The 15,102-nt window shown below is 73.5% G+C and carries 18 protein-coding genes; 8 read left to right on the forward strand and 10 right to left on the reverse strand.

Translation table 11 applies throughout. The annotated features are described in order from the left end of the window. Positions 1-168: 168 nt before the first annotated feature. Both E4623_RS07285 and sepH read right to left on the reverse strand, forming a co-directional pair. Complete coding sequence (locus E4623_RS07285; RefSeq protein WP_134765864.1) at positions 169-2,163, reverse strand: SDR family oxidoreductase; 1,995 nt, start codon at positions 2,161-2,163, stop codon at positions 169-171. A gap of 83 nt (positions 2,164-2,246) precedes the next feature. Beyond that, positions 2,247-3,332 (reverse strand): septation protein SepH, encoded by a 1,086-nt coding sequence (sepH, locus tag E4623_RS07290; RefSeq protein WP_134765865.1) that lies wholly within the window; start codon positions 3,330-3,332, stop codon positions 2,247-2,249. Between the two features lie 86 nt (positions 3,333-3,418). Here sepH and E4623_RS07295 point away from each other — a divergent pair, with 86 nt between their 5' ends. Then, positions 3,419-4,039, forward strand: coding sequence for a trimeric intracellular cation channel family protein (locus E4623_RS07295; RefSeq protein WP_134765866.1), 621 nt, complete (start codon positions 3,419-3,421; stop codon positions 4,037-4,039). An 8-nt stretch (positions 4,040-4,047) separates the two neighbouring features. Here E4623_RS07295 and E4623_RS07300 read toward each other — a convergent pair whose 3' ends face one another. From E4623_RS07300 to E4623_RS07315, 4 genes are read right to left on the reverse strand one after another with little or no spacing between them, the layout of a single operon-like run. Continuing rightward, positions 4,048-5,151 (reverse strand): hypothetical protein, encoded by a 1,104-nt coding sequence (locus E4623_RS07300; RefSeq protein WP_134765867.1) that lies wholly within the window; start codon positions 5,149-5,151, stop codon positions 4,048-4,050. After that, entirely contained in the window at positions 5,148-5,699 is a 552-nt protein-coding gene (locus tag E4623_RS07305) for a SigE family RNA polymerase sigma factor (RefSeq protein WP_134765868.1), read from the reverse strand. The genes E4623_RS07300 and E4623_RS07305 overlap by 4 nt, the downstream gene beginning before the upstream one ends. 45 nt (positions 5,700-5,744) lie before the next feature. Next, positions 5,745-6,545, reverse strand: a complete 801-nt coding sequence (locus E4623_RS07310; protein ID WP_134765869.1) for a DNA-formamidopyrimidine glycosylase family protein — start codon at positions 6,543-6,545, stop codon at positions 5,745-5,747. An 18-nt stretch (positions 6,546-6,563) separates the two neighbouring features. Then, complete coding sequence (locus E4623_RS07315) at positions 6,564-7,766, reverse strand: MFS transporter (protein WP_134765870.1); 1,203 nt, start codon at positions 7,764-7,766, stop codon at positions 6,564-6,566. A 32-nt stretch (positions 7,767-7,798) separates the two neighbouring features. Between E4623_RS07315 and E4623_RS07320 the strand changes: the two genes are divergently transcribed. The 3 genes from E4623_RS07320 (at position 7,799) to E4623_RS07330 (ending at position 10,187) form a co-directional block, all read left to right on the forward strand. Then, complete coding sequence (locus E4623_RS07320) at positions 7,799-8,929, forward strand: ferrochelatase (protein ID WP_134765871.1); 1,131 nt, start codon at positions 7,799-7,801, stop codon at positions 8,927-8,929. Further along, positions 8,926-9,756, forward strand: a complete 831-nt coding sequence (locus E4623_RS07325; protein ID WP_134765872.1) for an inositol monophosphatase family protein — start codon at positions 8,926-8,928, stop codon at positions 9,754-9,756. The genes E4623_RS07320 and E4623_RS07325 overlap by 4 nt, the downstream gene beginning before the upstream one ends. A 140-nt stretch (positions 9,757-9,896) precedes the next feature. Then, positions 9,897-10,187: a DUF4193 domain-containing protein gene (locus tag E4623_RS07330; protein WP_134766419.1), complete on the forward strand. Its 291-nt coding sequence runs from the start codon at positions 9,897-9,899 to the stop codon at positions 10,185-10,187. A 240-nt stretch (positions 10,188-10,427) separates the two neighbouring features. Here E4623_RS07330 and E4623_RS07335 read toward each other — a convergent pair whose 3' ends face one another. Further along, entirely contained in the window at positions 10,428-10,745 is a 318-nt protein-coding gene (locus E4623_RS07335; RefSeq protein WP_134765873.1) for a DUF4235 domain-containing protein, read from the reverse strand. 9 nt (positions 10,746-10,754) lie between these two features. Beyond that, positions 10,755-11,273 carry a DUF3093 domain-containing protein gene (locus E4623_RS07340; protein WP_245154954.1) on the reverse strand — a complete coding sequence of 173 codons (519 nt, stop codon included), beginning with the start codon at positions 11,271-11,273 and terminating at the stop codon, positions 10,755-10,757. A gap of 53 nt (positions 11,274-11,326) precedes the next feature. Here E4623_RS07340 and dut point away from each other — a divergent pair, with 53 nt between their 5' ends. Genes dut through E4623_RS07360 form a run of 4 tightly spaced genes read left to right on the forward strand, consistent with a single transcriptional unit; the run spans position 11,327 to position 13,602 of the window. After that, on the forward strand, positions 11,327-11,797 hold the full coding sequence (gene dut / locus E4623_RS07345; RefSeq protein WP_134765874.1) for a dUTP diphosphatase: 471 nt from the start codon (positions 11,327-11,329) through the stop codon (positions 11,795-11,797). Positions 11,798-11,801: 4 nt separating this feature from the next. Then, positions 11,802-12,455: a DUF3710 domain-containing protein gene (locus E4623_RS07350; RefSeq protein WP_134765875.1), complete on the forward strand. Its 654-nt coding sequence runs from the start codon at positions 11,802-11,804 to the stop codon at positions 12,453-12,455. A 17-nt stretch (positions 12,456-12,472) separates the two neighbouring features. Continuing rightward, positions 12,473-12,835, forward strand: coding sequence for an OB-fold nucleic acid binding domain-containing protein (locus tag E4623_RS07355; protein ID WP_134765876.1), 363 nt, complete (start codon positions 12,473-12,475; stop codon positions 12,833-12,835). Beyond that, the gene (locus tag E4623_RS07360; protein WP_245154955.1) at positions 12,832-13,602 is read left to right on the forward strand and encodes a DUF3159 domain-containing protein; all 771 of its coding nucleotides are present in this window, start codon (positions 12,832-12,834) and stop codon (positions 13,600-13,602) included. Before E4623_RS07355 ends, E4623_RS07360 begins: the two co-directional genes overlap by 4 nt. A 125-nt stretch (positions 13,603-13,727) precedes the next feature. Here the strand turns inward: E4623_RS07360 and E4623_RS07365 are convergent, their stop codons facing one another. Beyond that, the gene (locus E4623_RS07365) at positions 13,728-14,405 is read right to left on the reverse strand and encodes a TrkA family potassium uptake protein (protein WP_134765877.1); all 678 of its coding nucleotides are present in this window, start codon (positions 14,403-14,405) and stop codon (positions 13,728-13,730) included. After that, the gene (locus E4623_RS07370) at positions 14,402-15,067 is read right to left on the reverse strand and encodes a TrkA family potassium uptake protein (RefSeq protein WP_134765878.1); all 666 of its coding nucleotides are present in this window, start codon (positions 15,065-15,067) and stop codon (positions 14,402-14,404) included. The genes E4623_RS07365 and E4623_RS07370 overlap by 4 nt, the downstream gene beginning before the upstream one ends. Positions 15,068-15,102: the final 35 nt, after the last annotated feature.

Raw genomic sequence — 15,102 nt, forward strand, 5'->3', positions numbered from 1 at the left:
CGCCGGAGGTCGCGCGAGCGAGCGCCGCCGACACCGGCGGCGTCCACGGCTACGTCCCCGAGGTCGCTTGCGAGGTCTCGACGAGCGGGTCGCGACCTCGTTCCTCGGTCGCGCCGCTCGCTCGACCACCATCGATCGGTACCGACCTCGTCCCTCGGTCGGTACCGCTCACCAATGGATGCCCTTGAAGACCTTGGCGAGCATGACCTGCTCGGACTCCCGCGTCCCGCCCTCGGGGACCTGGCCCTTGGCCGCCGCGGAGTCCGGGAACACGTGGTAGGCCAGGTTGAGCAGCCGGAAGGCCAGCTTGGGCGCCACCGTGTGGGCGACCGCGCCGACGTTGCCGAGCAGCGTGTTGATCTCGTGCGGACGCCCCACCATCGCCTCGATGACGGTGTCGGCGGCCTGCGCGGGCGAGATCGTGGGGAACTTGTCGTAGAGCTTGGTCGGCGCGATCATCGGCGTCCGCACCAGCGGCATGTGGATGCTGGTGAAGGTGATGCCGTTGCCGACGACCTCCGAGGCGACGACGTTGCTCCAGGCGTCGAGGGCGGCCTTCGAGGCGACGTAGGCCGAGAAGCGCGGCGGGTTGGTCTGCACCCCGATCGAGGAGATGTTGACGACGTGTCCGCGCTGCTGGCGCTGCATCGACGGCATCAGGCCCATCACGAGCCGGATCGCGCCGAAGTAGTTCAGCTGCATGGTGCGCTCGAAGTCGTGGAACCGGTCGGTGCTCAGCCGCAGCGAGCGCCGGATCGAGCGCCCGGCGTTGTTGACCACGAAGTCGACCGACGGGAGCTCGGAGTTCAGCTGCTCGCAGAGCCGGTCGATGGCCTCGAGGTCCGAGAGGTCGCACGGGTAGACGTGGGCGGTGCCCCCGCGCAGCTCGATCGTCGCGCGGGTCTCCTCGAGCTTCTCCTTGCCGCGCGCGACGAGGACCGGGACGCCACCGGCCTGGGCCACCTTGAGCGCCGTCACCTGGCCGATGCCCGACGACGCGCCGGTGATGACGACGTGCTTGCCGGCCAGCGCGCCGCGGATCCGGGCGTCGCGGCCGGTCGAGGGGTCGAGGTGCTCCTCCCAGTAGCCCCACAGCGTGCGGGCGTAGGACTCCAGGTCGGGCACGGCGATCCCGGAGCCTGCCAGCGCCTGCTCGGTGCGCGCCGAGTCGAAGACGGCGGCGAAGCCGGTGTGCGCGAGCACCTCGGCCGGGACGCCGAGCCGGCCGACGGTCTGGTCGAGCGCACCCTGGACGAGGCCGTTGCGCACCAGCCCGCCGATCAGGGACGACGGACGCAGCCGGGCCGGCACCGGGATGCGGGACGCGGGGGTGGCCAGCTGCGGCGCCCCGGCCGCCTTGCAGAACAGGTTGAGCGTCTCGACGGTGGGCTGCGGCTCCGGGTTGACCAGGTGGAACGCCTCGCCGTCGCGGTCGGGCAGGTGCGCGAGGTGGTCCATCGCCTTGGCGACGTAGTCGACCGGGACGACGTTGGTGTCGCCGAGGTCGACGCCCACCAGCGGCAGCCAGGAGGGCAGCCGGTCGCGCATCGCCTTGAGCAGCGGGAAGAAGTAGTAGGGGCCGTCGACCTTGTCCATCGCGCCGCTCTGCGAGTGGCCGACCACGATCGAGGGCCGGTAGACCCGCCACGGGACGCCGGCCGCCGGGCACTCCTCGCGCACGATCCTCTCGGACTCGAACTTCGTGCGGTGGTACGGCGACGGCAACGTCTGGCCCTCGTCGAACATCGTCTCGTCGAACCGGCCGCGGCGATCGCCCGCCGCGGCGACCGACGAGACCTGGTGGAACGTGCCGGCGCGCAGCCGCCCGGCGAGGGCGACCGCGTGGCGGGTGCCGCCGACGTTCATCACCTCGTTGGTGGCGTCGTCGGCCGTCATGTCGTAGATCGCCGCGAGGTGGAAGAAGTGCTCGATCGCGCCGTCGTGCTCGGCCACCCAGTCGGGGTCGACCCCGAGGCCCTCCGCCGCGAGGTCACCGACGACGGGCACGACCCGGTCGGAGCCCCAGCGCCGCTGCAACGTCTCGAGCCGGCCGAGCGAACCCGCACGGCACAGCACGAAGATCTCGCCCTCGCGGTGGTCGATGAGCTCCTGGACGAGGTGTCGACCGATGAAGCCGGTGGCCCCGGTCACGAAGTACGCCATGGGCGGAGCGTACTGCTGGAGGTCGCCGGTGCCGGGGCTCGCGAGGCGGCTGCGCGGGTCTCCCGGTCAGCCGGCGCCGGGTCCTACTGGTCCCCGCCGCCGAACATGATCTCGTCCCAGCTCGGCACGGACGCACGGCCCCGCTTCTTCTGCACCGGTCGGCGGTTGCGCGGCTCCTCGACGACGGGCTCGTCGACGGTCGGCTCCGCGGCGACGGGCTCCTCGAGGAGCGGCTGGTCGACCGACGCGTGGCCGACGACCGGCTCCGGCGCCAGGTCGGGGTCGAGCCCGTCCGCGGCGGCGGCGTCCTCGGCCTCGTGCCGCAGCTCGGGGTCGTCGGAGTCGGGGGACTCGTCGAGGAAGGCCTCGAGCGGGGTGTCGGAGACGAGCTCGATGGCGTCGTCGCCGAGCGGGAGCTCCTCGTCGTGGCGCAGCGAGGACATCCGGCGTTCGCGGACCGAACGGAGGTCGTCGCGGGCCGGAGCCGGAGCCGCGACGTCCTCGCCGACCAGCCACCGGGCGTCCTCACCGTCGAGGACGACGTAGTTGCCGGGGCCGTCGAAGACGAAGTGGGCGGTGGCGGTGCGGACCGGGAGCGCGATGCCGGCGGTGACGGCCCAGCGCCCGTCCTCCCGGCGCGAGGCGTCCCACTCGACGACGTCGGGGTCGACGTTGAGGGAGCGGAGGTGGGTGGCGACGGCGTCGCCGAGCGTGCGGCTGTGGCCCGACTCGCCGGCCGGACGACGCACGTTGGAGCGCTGGGCGCGCTCGGCGACGTGCTGGCGCTCGGCGAGGACCGGTGCCACGAAGGACATGATCTTGTCGACGCTCGTCTGGGCAGCCTCGGCGACCGCCTCGGGCGTCTCGCCGGCCCGGATCCGGGCCTGGATGTCGCGGGGCCGGAGGACGCTGTCCATCTTCTTCTCCTGACCGGGCTGGCCGGGTCGGGTGGGGTGGCTGGGGTGGGTGCCCGCGCCGCGGAGGGCGGCGCGCAGGCTGGGCGTGATGTCGAGGGTGAACGTGGCGCCGTCGTCGGCCGCGAGCAGCAGGCGGGCCTGGTCGCTGCTCACCCCGGCGAGGGTCAGGGCGAGCTCGCGCGCCGCAACGTCGGCCGCCGTGGGCTCCACGGCAGGCGCTGTCTTCTCGTACTCGTGCCCGGCAGTCGTCATCTTCCTGCTGACCCTACGCCAGCGCACGACGGCATCCGGGACGGCGCGCCCGACTCCGGGGAGCCGGTCGGGCCTACCCTGGCGGGGTGCCCGGCACCCTCATCACGTTCGACCTCGTCGGCATCTTCGTCTTCGCCATCTCGGGTGCCCTGGTGGCGGTTCGCAAGGACCTCGACGTCTTCGGCGTCCTCGTGCTGGCCGGGACGACGGGCCTCGGTGGCGGGTTCCTGCGCGACGTCCTCATCGGCGCCACGCCGCCCGCCGCGCTGGCCGACTGGCGCTACCTGCTGGTGCCGGTGACGGCCGGCCTGCTCACGTTCGTCTTCCACGCCACGCTCGGCCGGATCGAGCGCCAGGTGGAGGTCTTCGACGCCTTCGGGCTGTCGCTGTTCTGCGTCGCGGGCACCCTGAAGGCCCTCGACCACGGCCTCGGACCGGTGCCGGCGGCGCTGATGGGGATGGTGACCGGGATCGGGGGCGGGATGCTCCGCGACCTCCTCGCCGGGCGGGTGCCCGTCGTCTTCAGCGGTGACCTGTACGCCACGCCCGCGCTCGCCGGCGCCGCCGTCACGGTGCTCGGCGAGCGCACGGACCTGGCCCCCGTCGTCGTCGCGGTGGCCGGCGCCGGGGTGTGCCTGACCTGGCGGCTGCTGGCGATCTGGCGTGGCTGGCGGGCCCCGATGCCCTCGGGGCCCGCCAGCGTGTAGCGACGGACTCAGCTCCAGCCGCCGCCGGGGTAGGTCTTCCCGGTCTGGCGGTTGCCGGGGAGGGCGCCGTGGTCGGCGATGACGAGCGTGCAGGCGCCGCTCGGGACGTCGCAGGAGAACAGCTGCTCGGGGCGTCCCGAGCGCTCCTCGTTCCAGGGGACGACGGCGACCGTCACGGTGTCGGCGTCGATCCACCCGGTCGCGTCGACGAGGTCACGCTGCCTCGCGTCGACGTCGAGGCGCACCTCGTCGCCGGTGGCGGTGTCGACCACGCCGACACCGAGGTTGGGCGGGTTGGACTCGAACACGTCGGCCGCGGCGTACCACCGGCCGTCCGGGGACAGCGTCCCTTGGTCGACGGCGTCGACCTCGACCCGGCGCGCCGGGTCCTCGACCGGTCCGAGGACCGTGCCGGTCTGGTCCCACGCGGCCAGGACGCCGTCCTCGACGTCGAGCAGGTCGATGTCCCCGAGGTCGCCGGTCTCGCCGCCGGCGACGTCGACCGAGGCGCTCCCGTCGTCCCCGGTGACGTACACGGTGCCGCCGTCCACGGCCTCCACGCCGGCGCCGGCGCCCACCGTGACCGGGACGTCGAGCCGGACGACGTCGCCCGTGCGCTGGTCGAGCACGAGCACCTGGCCGCCGGCCACGTCGGTCCACGCCACCAGGTAGCCGTCCTCGTCGCCGGCGAAGGACCCGGTCGTGGTGCCGACGACGGACTCGGTGCCGTCGACGTAGGAGCGCAGGTCGTCACCGGTGCGGTAGACGAACCCGGCCCGGGTGCGCTCGAGGTCGTCGATCCAACCCTCCACCCGGATCATCCGCTCGCCGACGAAGACCCGCGTTCCGACGGTCGCCATCGGTTCGAACGCACGCGTCCGCGTCGGGAACGGGTCGGCCGGCGCCGGCGCGCCGTCGTCGTCGCCCGCGGGCAGCAGGGTCACGAGGCCGACCCCGACGGCGACGGCGAGCGCGGCGACGCCCGCGGTGGCGCCGACCCGGCGCCGGCGGGCCCGGCGGTTGCCGACGGCGACGATGGTGGCGAGGTCGGGCTGGGCGAAGGTCTCGGCCCCGGCACGCTGGTGCAGGAGGTCCATGAGGTCGTCGGTCATCGGGTCACCGCCTGGGTCTGGAGGTCGAAGGAACGGGCGGCGTCGTCGCCGACCCGGTCGGCGAGCCGGTCGCGGAGCTTGGCGATGCCGGCCGACACCTGGCTCTTGACGGTGCCGACGGCGCAGTCCATCGCCGCCGCGGTCTGGGCCTCGGTGAGGTCCTCGTAGTAGCGCAGCACGATCGCGGTGCGCTGCCGCACGGGCAGCTCCTGCAGGGCCGTCCAGAGCACCTGCTGCTGGTCGACCCGGGCGGCGTGGTCGCCCGTCGACCCCTCCGGCAGCCGCTCGGTGGCCCGCTCGTTGTTCCAGCCCTTGCGCCGGAACCACGAGATCGCCGTGGTGGTGATCGCCTTGCGCGTGTAGGCCTCGGCGTTGTGCGGGTCGCGCAGCCGCGGCCAGGCGACGTAGGTCTTGGTCAGGGCCTCCTGCACGAGGTCCTGGGCCAGGCCCACGTCGCCCACCATCAGGTACGCCGCGCGGTGCAGGGAACCCGAGCGGGCGGCCACGAAGTCCGCGAACTCCGCTCGGTCCCGAAGCTGTCGTCTCATGACCACCCAGACGCTACGACACCCCGGAATGGTTCGGAGCGGCCCTCAGCCCTGTTCTGCCGAGCACCACCACGTCGTCCGGCCGCCCACCGTGCCCCGGCACATCGGAGCGCCGCAGCGAGGACAGAGGCCACCGGCACGGCGGTGCCCGATCACCTCGCCGGTGTGGACGCCGCCGTGGCGGATCGCCGCCCTCGTCGCCGTCCGCAGGGCCCGGTGCAGGCCGGTGAGGTCGTCGTGGTCGAGCTCGGAGACCCTGCGCCGCGGGTCGATGCGCGCCTGCCAGAGGGTCTCGTCGGCCAGCAGGTTGCCGACGCCGGCGATCACGGACTGGTCGAGCAGCCGCGCCTTCACGGGTGCCGTGCCCCGGCCCACGCGCTCGCGGAAGGCGGCGACGCCCACCTCGCCGGCGTCCGGGCCGAGGGCGTCGAGGTCGGGGTCGAGCCGCACCCGGCCCAGCCGTCGGGTGTCGAAGAGCCGGAGGCTCGACCCGTCCTCGAGCACGAGGGTGAAGCGGTCCCACTCGGGCTTGAGGCCGTGCCGGTGCCGGCGTGCGGGGTCGCCGCCCTCGACCACCTCGCCGTCCGGGCCGGTGACCAGGATCCGTCCGGCCATCCCGAGGTGCAGTCCCAGCAGCGGGCCGGAGTCGGACGTCGTGCACCACAGGGTCTTGCCGCGCCGGTGGGCGCCGGTCAGGGCGCGGCCGACGAGTGCGTCGCGGATCTCGCCGGGGGAGTGCGGGCGGCAGACGTAGGTGTCGGCGTCGTCGACCTCGACGACGCGGCGGCGCAGCGCGGCCCGCTCGATGGCGGCACGCGCGGACTCGACCTCGGGGAGCTCCGGCACGGCCCCATGGTGACCGGGTCAGGCCGGCGTCCGCACACCCCGTCGGGTCGTGACCGGCCGGGTCGCGAGCGCCGCGGCCAGGCCGATAGCGCCGCCGGCCACCGACACGAGGTACGCCGGCGACGCACCCGCGGCGTCGATGACGACGCCCGCGACCGTGGCACCCGGGGCGACGCCGAAGACGATGCCGGTCTGCACGAACGCCATGCCCTCGGTGAGCCGGGAGGGTGGCACGGACTGCTCGGTCAGCGACATCGTCGCGATCAGGGTCGGGGCGATCGCGAAGCCGGCCACGAACAGCACCACGCCCATGAGCAGCAGCGAGTCGATCAGCGCGAGCGGCACCATCGCGAGCGCCATCGCCGCGGCCCCGACGCGCAGCCGCACCAGCAGGCCGCGACGCCAGGTGATGCCCCCGGTGAGGAAGCCCGCGATCAGACTGCCCGCCGCCCACAGCGCGAGCAGGACGCCGGCCATCCCCTTCGCGCCCTGCTCCTCGGCGAAGGCGACCGTGGTGACCTCCGCGGACCCGAACAGGCTCCCGAGCGCGAGCGAGACGATCGAGAGCGAGACGACCGTGCCCCACGGCATCGGCGCCCGCGCCGCGTGGTGGTCGGGGCGCGGGTTCGCCGGGGGCTCGGTGCCGCGCTGCGCGCTGAAGCCGTAGGTGCCGGCCAGGCCGGCGACCAGCGCCGTCGCGAGCCCGGCGACCGGGTCGACCGCGGTGGCCAGCACCGTGACGATGATCGGCCCGGCGATGTAGACCGTCTCGTCGGCCACCGCCTCCAGCGCGAACGCCGTCTCCCGCTCGCGGTCGTCGTCGAGCACGTGGGCCCAGCGGGCCCGCACGCAGGAGCCGACCGACGGCAGGCTGGCGCCGGCGATCGCCGCCAGCACGAAGGTCGTCCAGATCGGCCAGTCGGCCTCGACGGAGAGGACGGCCAGCGACAGCGCCACGCCCCAGACGGTGATCGCCAGCGGCAGCACCCGTGACTGGCCGAACCGGTCGATGAGCCGGCCCTGGAGGATCGCGAAACCGGCGTTGGCGACCAGCCCGGCGGCCGAGACGGCACCGGCCAGCCCGTAGGAGCCGGAGGCGTCCTCGACGAGGAGGACAGTGCCGAGGCCGACCATCGAGATGGGGAGCCGGGCGACCAGCCCGGTGGCGGAGAAGAGCGCCGTCCCGGGGCGGTTCAGGATACGTCCGTAGGTCTGCAACATGGCGACGACATGCTGCTCCCTACGATGGCGAGGTGACCAATCCCCAGGCTCCAGACGACGTCCGGGACCAGCTCCCCGACGTCTCGCCGTACGACGCCCTGCTGCTCGTCTCGTTCGGTGGCCCCGAGGGCCCCGACGACGTCGTCCCCTTCCTCGAGAACGTCACCCGCGGTCGCGGCATCCCGCGCGAGCGCCTCGAGGAGGTCGGCCAGCACTACTACCTGTTCGGCGGCCGTTCGCCGATCAACGACCAGAACCGCAGCTTCATCACCGCGCTGCGGGCCGACCTCGACGAGCACGGGATCGACCTGCCGGTCTACTGGGGCAACCGCAACTGGGACCCCTACCTGACCGACACGATCGCCCAGATGGCCGCCGACGGCGTCCGCCGGGCCGCCTGCTTCGTGACCAGCGCCTACTCGTCGTGGTCCAGCTGCCGGCAGTACCGCGAGAACCTCTACGACGCCGTCGCCGCGGTCCCCGAGGGCGTGGAGGCGCCGGTGCTCGACAAGCTGCGCCACTACGCCAACCACCCCGGCTTCGTCGCGCCGGTCGTCGAGGCCACCCTGGCCGCGCTCGCCGAGCTGCCCGACGGTGCCCGGCTGGTGTTCGTGACCCACTCGATCCCGACGTCGATGAACGACAGCAGCGGCCCGCCCGAGGCCGGCGGCGGTGCCTACGTCGCCCAGCACCTCGACGTCGCCCAGGTCGTCGTCGACGCGGTCGCCGAGCAGAGCGGCACGCGCCCCGGGCACGACCTCGTCTTCTGCTCCCGCTCCGGTGCCCCGCACGTCCCGTGGCTCGAGCCGGACGTGAACGACCACCTGGAGGCACTGGCCGCGGACGGCGTCCCCGGCGTCGCGCTGGTGCCGATCGGCTTCGTCTCCGACCACATGGAGGTCATCTACGACCTCGACACCGAGGCCAAGGAGACCGCCGAGCGCCTGGGCCTGCCGTTCCGCCGGGTCGCGACCGCCGGGGAGGACCCGCGGTTCGTCGCCGTCGTGCGCGACCTGCTCGTCGAGCGGGCCGCCGTCGAGCGCGGCCTCGAGGTCTCGCGCGCCGCCCTCGGCGCCCTCGGCCCCCGGTGGGACCGCTGCCCGGTCGGCTGCTGCGCCAACGCCCGCGCGCCGCGCCCGGCCCTGACCGGGGTGGGTGAGTGAGCCGCACCGACCCCGAGCCGCTGGCCGACCTGCTGGCCGACGTCGCCCTCGACGTCGCCCGCGAGGCGGCGGACCTCGTGCGCGAGCACGCGGCCCGCGGCGTCGCCGTCGCCGCCACCAAGACCAGCGACATCGACGTCGTCACCGAGGCCGACCGGGCCACCGAGCGACTGGTCCGCGCCCGCCTGGCCGAGCGTCGTCCCGACGACGCGGTGCTGGGGGAGGAGGGCGACGACCTGCCCGGCACGTCCGGGGTGCGGTGGGTCGTCGACCCCATCGACGGCACCGTGAACTTCCTCTACGGCATCCCGCAGTACGCCGTCTCGATCGCCGCGGAGGTCGACGGCGTCGTCGTGGCGGGCGTCGTCGTCGACGTCGCCAAGCGGGTCGAGTACGTCGGCCGCCCCGGTCCCGGCGGTCCCGGCAGTCCGACGGTGGCCCTGCGCGACGGCGTCCCGATCGCCGTCCGCGGACCCGCGCCGCTCGGGCAGCGGCTGATCGGCACCGGGTTCTCCTACCTGAGCGAGGTCAAGGCGGTGCAGGCCGCCGCGCTGGTCCACCTGCTGCCGCGCGTGCGCGACGTCAGGCGGCTCGGGTCCTGCGCGCTCGACCTGTGCCACGTGGCCGAGGGGAGGCTCGACGGCTACGTCGAGGAGGGCGTCAACCTCTGGGACCACGCGGCCGGTGGGCTGATCGCCCGGGCGGCCGGTGCTCGCACCGGGATGCGGGCCGGGGCCGGGGGTCTCGACCTGCTCCTGTGCGCCCCGTCACACGGCTTCGACGACCTCTCGGAGGCGACCCGCGAGGCGGGTTTCTGGGTGGAATAGCCCGGCACGACGCGGCGTTGAGCGCGACGTCCCCCGGACCGGTGTTCCGCTCTTTGGATAGATGGTGCATGATCTGCCGCGCCGGTAGGGGGGAAGCCCACTCAGGGCGACACGACTGTTTGAGGGGAGTGAGCGACGCGATGGCGACCGACTACGACGCACCGCGCAAGAACGAGGAAGACCAGTCCGAGGAGAGCATCGAGGAGCTCAAGGCTCGGCGCCACGACAAGAACTCGGGCAAGGTCGACGAGGACGAGACCGAGGCCGCTGAGTCGTTCGAGCTGCCCGGTGCAGACCTCTCGAACGAAGAGCTCGCCATCGAGGTGAAGCCCAAGCAGGAGGACGAGTTCACCTGCATGAACTGCTTCCTCGTGCACCACCGCAGCCAGCTGGCCGACGAGAAGAAGATGATCTGCCGCGACTGCGCGTGACGGCGCACCGACGTCGATGGTGGTCGAGCAAGCCGTCACGGTGCGAGCTTGCGAGCAGCGTGAACCGGCGTGTCGAGACCTGGTGAGGTCGACGTGAACACCGCCAAGGCCGCTGCCCCGGATCGGGGCAGCGGCCTTCGTGCGTGCGTAGAGACCCGGCCTAGCCGGACGTGACCGGCCGGACGTGCCGGACGTGACCGGCCCGGTGGCCTCGATCCGAGGCCGGCCGGCGGACCGGGGTCAGGCCTTCTGGTCGTCCTTGCGCAGGTCGGGCGGCAGCGTGCCGGTCGAGCGGTGGTAGTACGACGCGGCCTTGCGCTGGGCGAGCATCCGGGCGACGCCGACGAACGCGCCGCTGGCGATCGCCCAGGCGACGGCCTCGCGCAGCTCGACGTCGGGGTCGGCCGGGTTCTCGGGCGGCTGGCGACGGGTCGCGGCCTTCCACGAGGTGTTGAGGGCCTTCTTCGCGACCGTCGCGGCCCCGAGGGCGGCGATCACCGAGAAGGCGGACCACACCTTCGAGCTGTCCTTGGCGCCGGAGGCGCCCTTCTTTGCCATGCCCCGACCCTACTGTCGCCGGGTGCCGGCGCGTCCAGCGAGCCCGTTGACGGCGTGCGCGAGGGCCTCGGGGTGGCGGGTGCAGACGAGCCAGTAGGGCACCGGGTCGGCCGGGTCGGTGACCTGGATCCGGACCGCGCGCGACAGGTACGGGCGCAGCACCAGCCAGGCCCGGGCGTCGGCCTCGACACCGGCGGTGCGCCGGGTCTGCTCGGCGTCCAGGGCGACCGCCGCACCCAGGTGGCGGGCCTCGATGTGGGCCCGGCCGACCCGGAGCACCCCGTCGTGCACGAGGACCTGGGGCGCGCCGTAGGAGCGCAGCGCGACGGTCATCACGGCCAGGAGCACCGCGGTGGCGGCGAAGGCCACCACGGACGGTGCGGCGACGACGAGGGCCAGCCAGAGGGTGGCGATGAACATGGTGGCCTGGACCCACCAGCGCAGCGGCACGTGCAGCCGCTCGCTGTAGGCGGGCTCCCCGACCGCGGCTTCCACGGGGAGAAGCGTCGCACCCAGGTCGGCATCCACGCGACCCAGGGTACGGCGCCCCCGGGCCGGAAGGGCCCACTAGGGTGCCGCAGGTGCCCGACCTCGACATCCAGGTGGTCCGCCTCGACCCCGGCCTCCCGCTCCCGTCGTACGCCCATCCCGGCGATGCCGGGGCCGACCTGCTGACGACGGTCGACGTGACCCTGGCGCCGGGGGAACGGGTCCTGGTGCCGACCGGGCTGGCCCTCGCGCTGCCCGAGGGCTACGTCGCCCTGGTGCACCCCCGCTCGGGCCTGGCCGCCCGCCACGGGCTGTCGATCGTCAACACGCCGGGCACGGTCGACGCCGGCTACCGCGGCGAGGTCAAGGTGCTCCTCGTCAACCTCGACCCGCGCGAGCCGATCACCCTCCACCGCGGCGACCGGATCGCCCAGCTGGTGGTCCAACGGGTCGAGCGGGCGGCGTTCGTGGAGGTCGACCGCCTCCCAGGGAGCGTCCGTGGCGCCGGGGGCTACGGTTCTACCGGTGGCTTCGGCCCCGACACCAGACCCTCCGAGGAGTGACGCAGTGAAGTTCCGCCGCAAGTCCGCAACCGACGTGTCCGAGGTGGGCGCCGAGGATGGCTCGACGTCGGAGCCGGTCGTCGGACCGCACGACGCCGAGCACGTCCCCGTCGACGGCATCGACCGCGTCGACCTCGGGTCGCTGCTCGTCCCGCCCTCGGCCGGCCTCGAGCTGCGGCTCCAGGTCGACGAGGCGACCAACGAGGTGAAGTCGGTGCTGCTGGCCGGCCCCGAGGGCGCCATCGAGGTCCGGGCCTTCGCGGCGCCGCGGCACGGCGACCTCTGGAGCGACGTCCGCCCCCAGATCGCGGCCGACATGGCCCAGCGCGGGGGCACCGCCACCGAGCGCGACGGTCGCTTCGGCACCGAGCTGATCTGCGAGATCCAGGTGCGTCGTCCCGAGGGCAACTCGCTGCAGCACTCGCGGATCGTGGGGATCAACGGCTCGCGCTGGCTCCTGCGGGCGACGTTCCTCGGCAAGCCCGCCCGCGACGCGGACGCCGCCGCGCAGTGGGAGGACGTCCTGACCCAGATCGCCGTCCGCCGCGGCGACGGTCCGATGCCGGTCGGCGAGCCGCTCCCGATCACCCTGCCCGAGGGCGCCCGCCGCGTGACGCCGCCCGGCAGCAGCACGAGCCCCGCACCGACCGAGGCCTGAGCGGCGGCACCGGCGCCATGGGTCACAAGAGCCGTCTGCGGCGCACCATCAGCAAGTGGGCGAACGCCGAGGAGGACTACGCCCGTGAGATGCGCGCCACCTACGTCGGCGGTGGGCACGTCGCGATCGGCGATGCGCCCGACCGCGAGCTCGTCGAGCTGCGCGGCACGGTCCGCAGCATCCTGGTGCGACCGCGCGGCGGCGTCCCGGCCCTCGAGGCAGAGCTGTACGACGGCTCGGGGGTCGTCACGATCCTCTGGCTCGGGCGGCGTCGGATCGCCGGCGTCGACCCCGGCCGCTCGCTCACGGTCCGCGGCCGGATCGGCGTGCACGACGGCGCCCGCATCATGTACAACCCGCGCTACGAGCTGATGCCGTGAGCGCGACCGACGAGCCGGGCGGCGACCACCGCCCGGAGGCTCCCGCCGCCCCCGACGCACCGCCGGCGCCGACGGTCGCGACCGTCGAGGCGATGGTGCGCCAGCAGATGTCCAAGGCGCTGGGCGGGCGGCGCGGCATGCTCGAGGCGGGCGTCCCCGGGATCCTGTTCACCGCCGTGTGGCTTCCCACCAAGGACCTGACCCTCGCACTGGTCATCAGCCTGGCCGCCGCCGGCGTCGCGCTGGTGCTGCGGCTGCTGCAGCGCAGCACCCTCCAGTTCGTCCTCAACGCGGTCTTCTCGATCGGCATCGGCTGGGTCTTCGTCCGGATCGCCGCGAGCAGCGGTGGCTCGGAGTCTGACCAGGCGCTGGCCTTCTTCCTACCCGGGATCCTGTACAGCCTGGGCTACACGATCCTGCTCTTCGGCTCCGTGGCCGCCCGGTGGCCGGCCGTCGGGTTCATGCTCGGCAGCGTCACCGGCGACCCCACCGCGTGGCACGCGGACCGTCAGGTGGTGCGCCTGTGCTCCCGGCTCACGCTGCTGCTCGGTGCCCCCGGTGCCGTCGGCGTCCTGCTGCAGGGCCCCGTCTGGCTGCTCGGCTCGCGCGACGTCATCGACGCCGACACCGCCGTCGCGATCATCGCCGGGCTCCGCTACGGACTGGGTTGGCCGCTGCGGATCGGGTCCTGGTCGGCGATGGTGTGGCTGCTGGCCCGCAACGCGACCCCGATCGAGCAGGCAGAGCCCCAGCGAGGCACGAGCTGAGGCTCGTCGGCTGCGAAGGTCGAGCGGGCCCCGCCTCGGCTGTCCCCGCCCCAGTCGGGTGGGCCGGCTGCGGTGGTCTCGACCGTCGGACGTGACGCGGGCGCGCTCGTCCCCTCGCGCTCCCGCTACGTCCTCTTCGGATGAGCGATGGGAGCGAGGAGCCGCTCGAGCTCGTCCTCACCCTCGGCCGGGACGACGAACAGCAGCTCGTCGCCGGCCTCGACCGGCTGCTCGACGTCGGGGACGTAGACCTGGCCGTCGCGCAGGATGGTGACGAGCGCGCAGTTCTCGGGGAACGGGATGAGGCCGGCCGGCTTGCCCACGTACGGCGAGTCGGCGGGCAGCGTCATCTCGACGAGGTTGGCGTTGCCCTGGCGGAACGTGAACAGCCGCACCAGGTCGCCGACGGTGACGGCCTCCTCGACGAGCGCCGACATGATCCGCGGGGTGGAGACGTTGACGTCGACGCCCCAGGCCTCGGTGAAGAGCCACTCGTTGTTGGGGTGGTTGACCCGGGCGACCGTGCGCGGGACGCCGAACTCGGTCTTGGCGAGCAGCGACGTCACCAGGTTGACCTTGTCGTCGCCGGTGGCGGCGATGACGACGTCGCACTTGTCGAGACGCGCCTCCTCGAGGGAGGAGAGCTCGCAGGAGTCGGCGAGCAGCCACTCGGCGTCCGGCACCCGCTCGGGCATCACCGAGCGCGGGCTCTTGTCGATGAGGAGGACCTCGTGGCCGTTGCCGATCAGCTCGCGCGCGATCGAGCGGCCGACGGCACCGGCTCCGGCGATGGCGACTCTCATGAGTGGTCCTCCGGGCCCTTCTTGATGACGTCCATGGCCCGTCCGGCGTTCTCCTCGCGCATCACGAGGTGGATCAGGTCGTTCTCCTGGATGACCGTGTCGCGGGTCGGGAGCATGCCCTCGCCGAGCCGGTCGATCCAGGCGATCCGGCAGCTGGTCTGCTCCTGGAAGTCGATCGTGCGCTGGCCGACCCAGACCTCGGGCACCGGCACCTGGTCGACCCGGACGGTGCCGCTGGGGTCGCGGAAGTCCGGCTCGGCGCCGGCGGGCAGGATCCGGCGCAGCACCTGGTCGGCGGTCCACTTGACCGTGGCCACGGTCGTGATGCCCAGGCGCTGGTAGACCTCGGCGCGGCCGGGGTCGTAGATCCGGGCGACGACCTGCTGGATGCCGAACTGCTCCCGGGCGACCCGCGCGGCGATGATGTTGGAGTTGTCGCCGCTGGAGACGGCGGCGAACGCGTCCGCCCGGCGGATCCCGGCCTTCTCCAGCACCTGCTGGTCGAAGCCGTAGCCGGTCACCTTCTCGCCGTTGAACGCCGGCCCCAGACGGCGGAACGCGTCCGGCTCGCTGTCGATGACGGCGACGGTGTGGTTCCGGTCCTCGAGGGAGCGCGCCAGCGTCGAACCGACGCGGCCGCAGCCCATGATCACGACGTGCACGCGCTCACCGTAGCCGCAGGCGACGCGAAGCACGC

This window comes from Nocardioides sp. 1609 (assembly GCF_004522105.1).
Taxonomy (GTDB): domain Bacteria; phylum Actinomycetota; class Actinomycetes; order Propionibacteriales; family Nocardioidaceae; genus Nocardioides.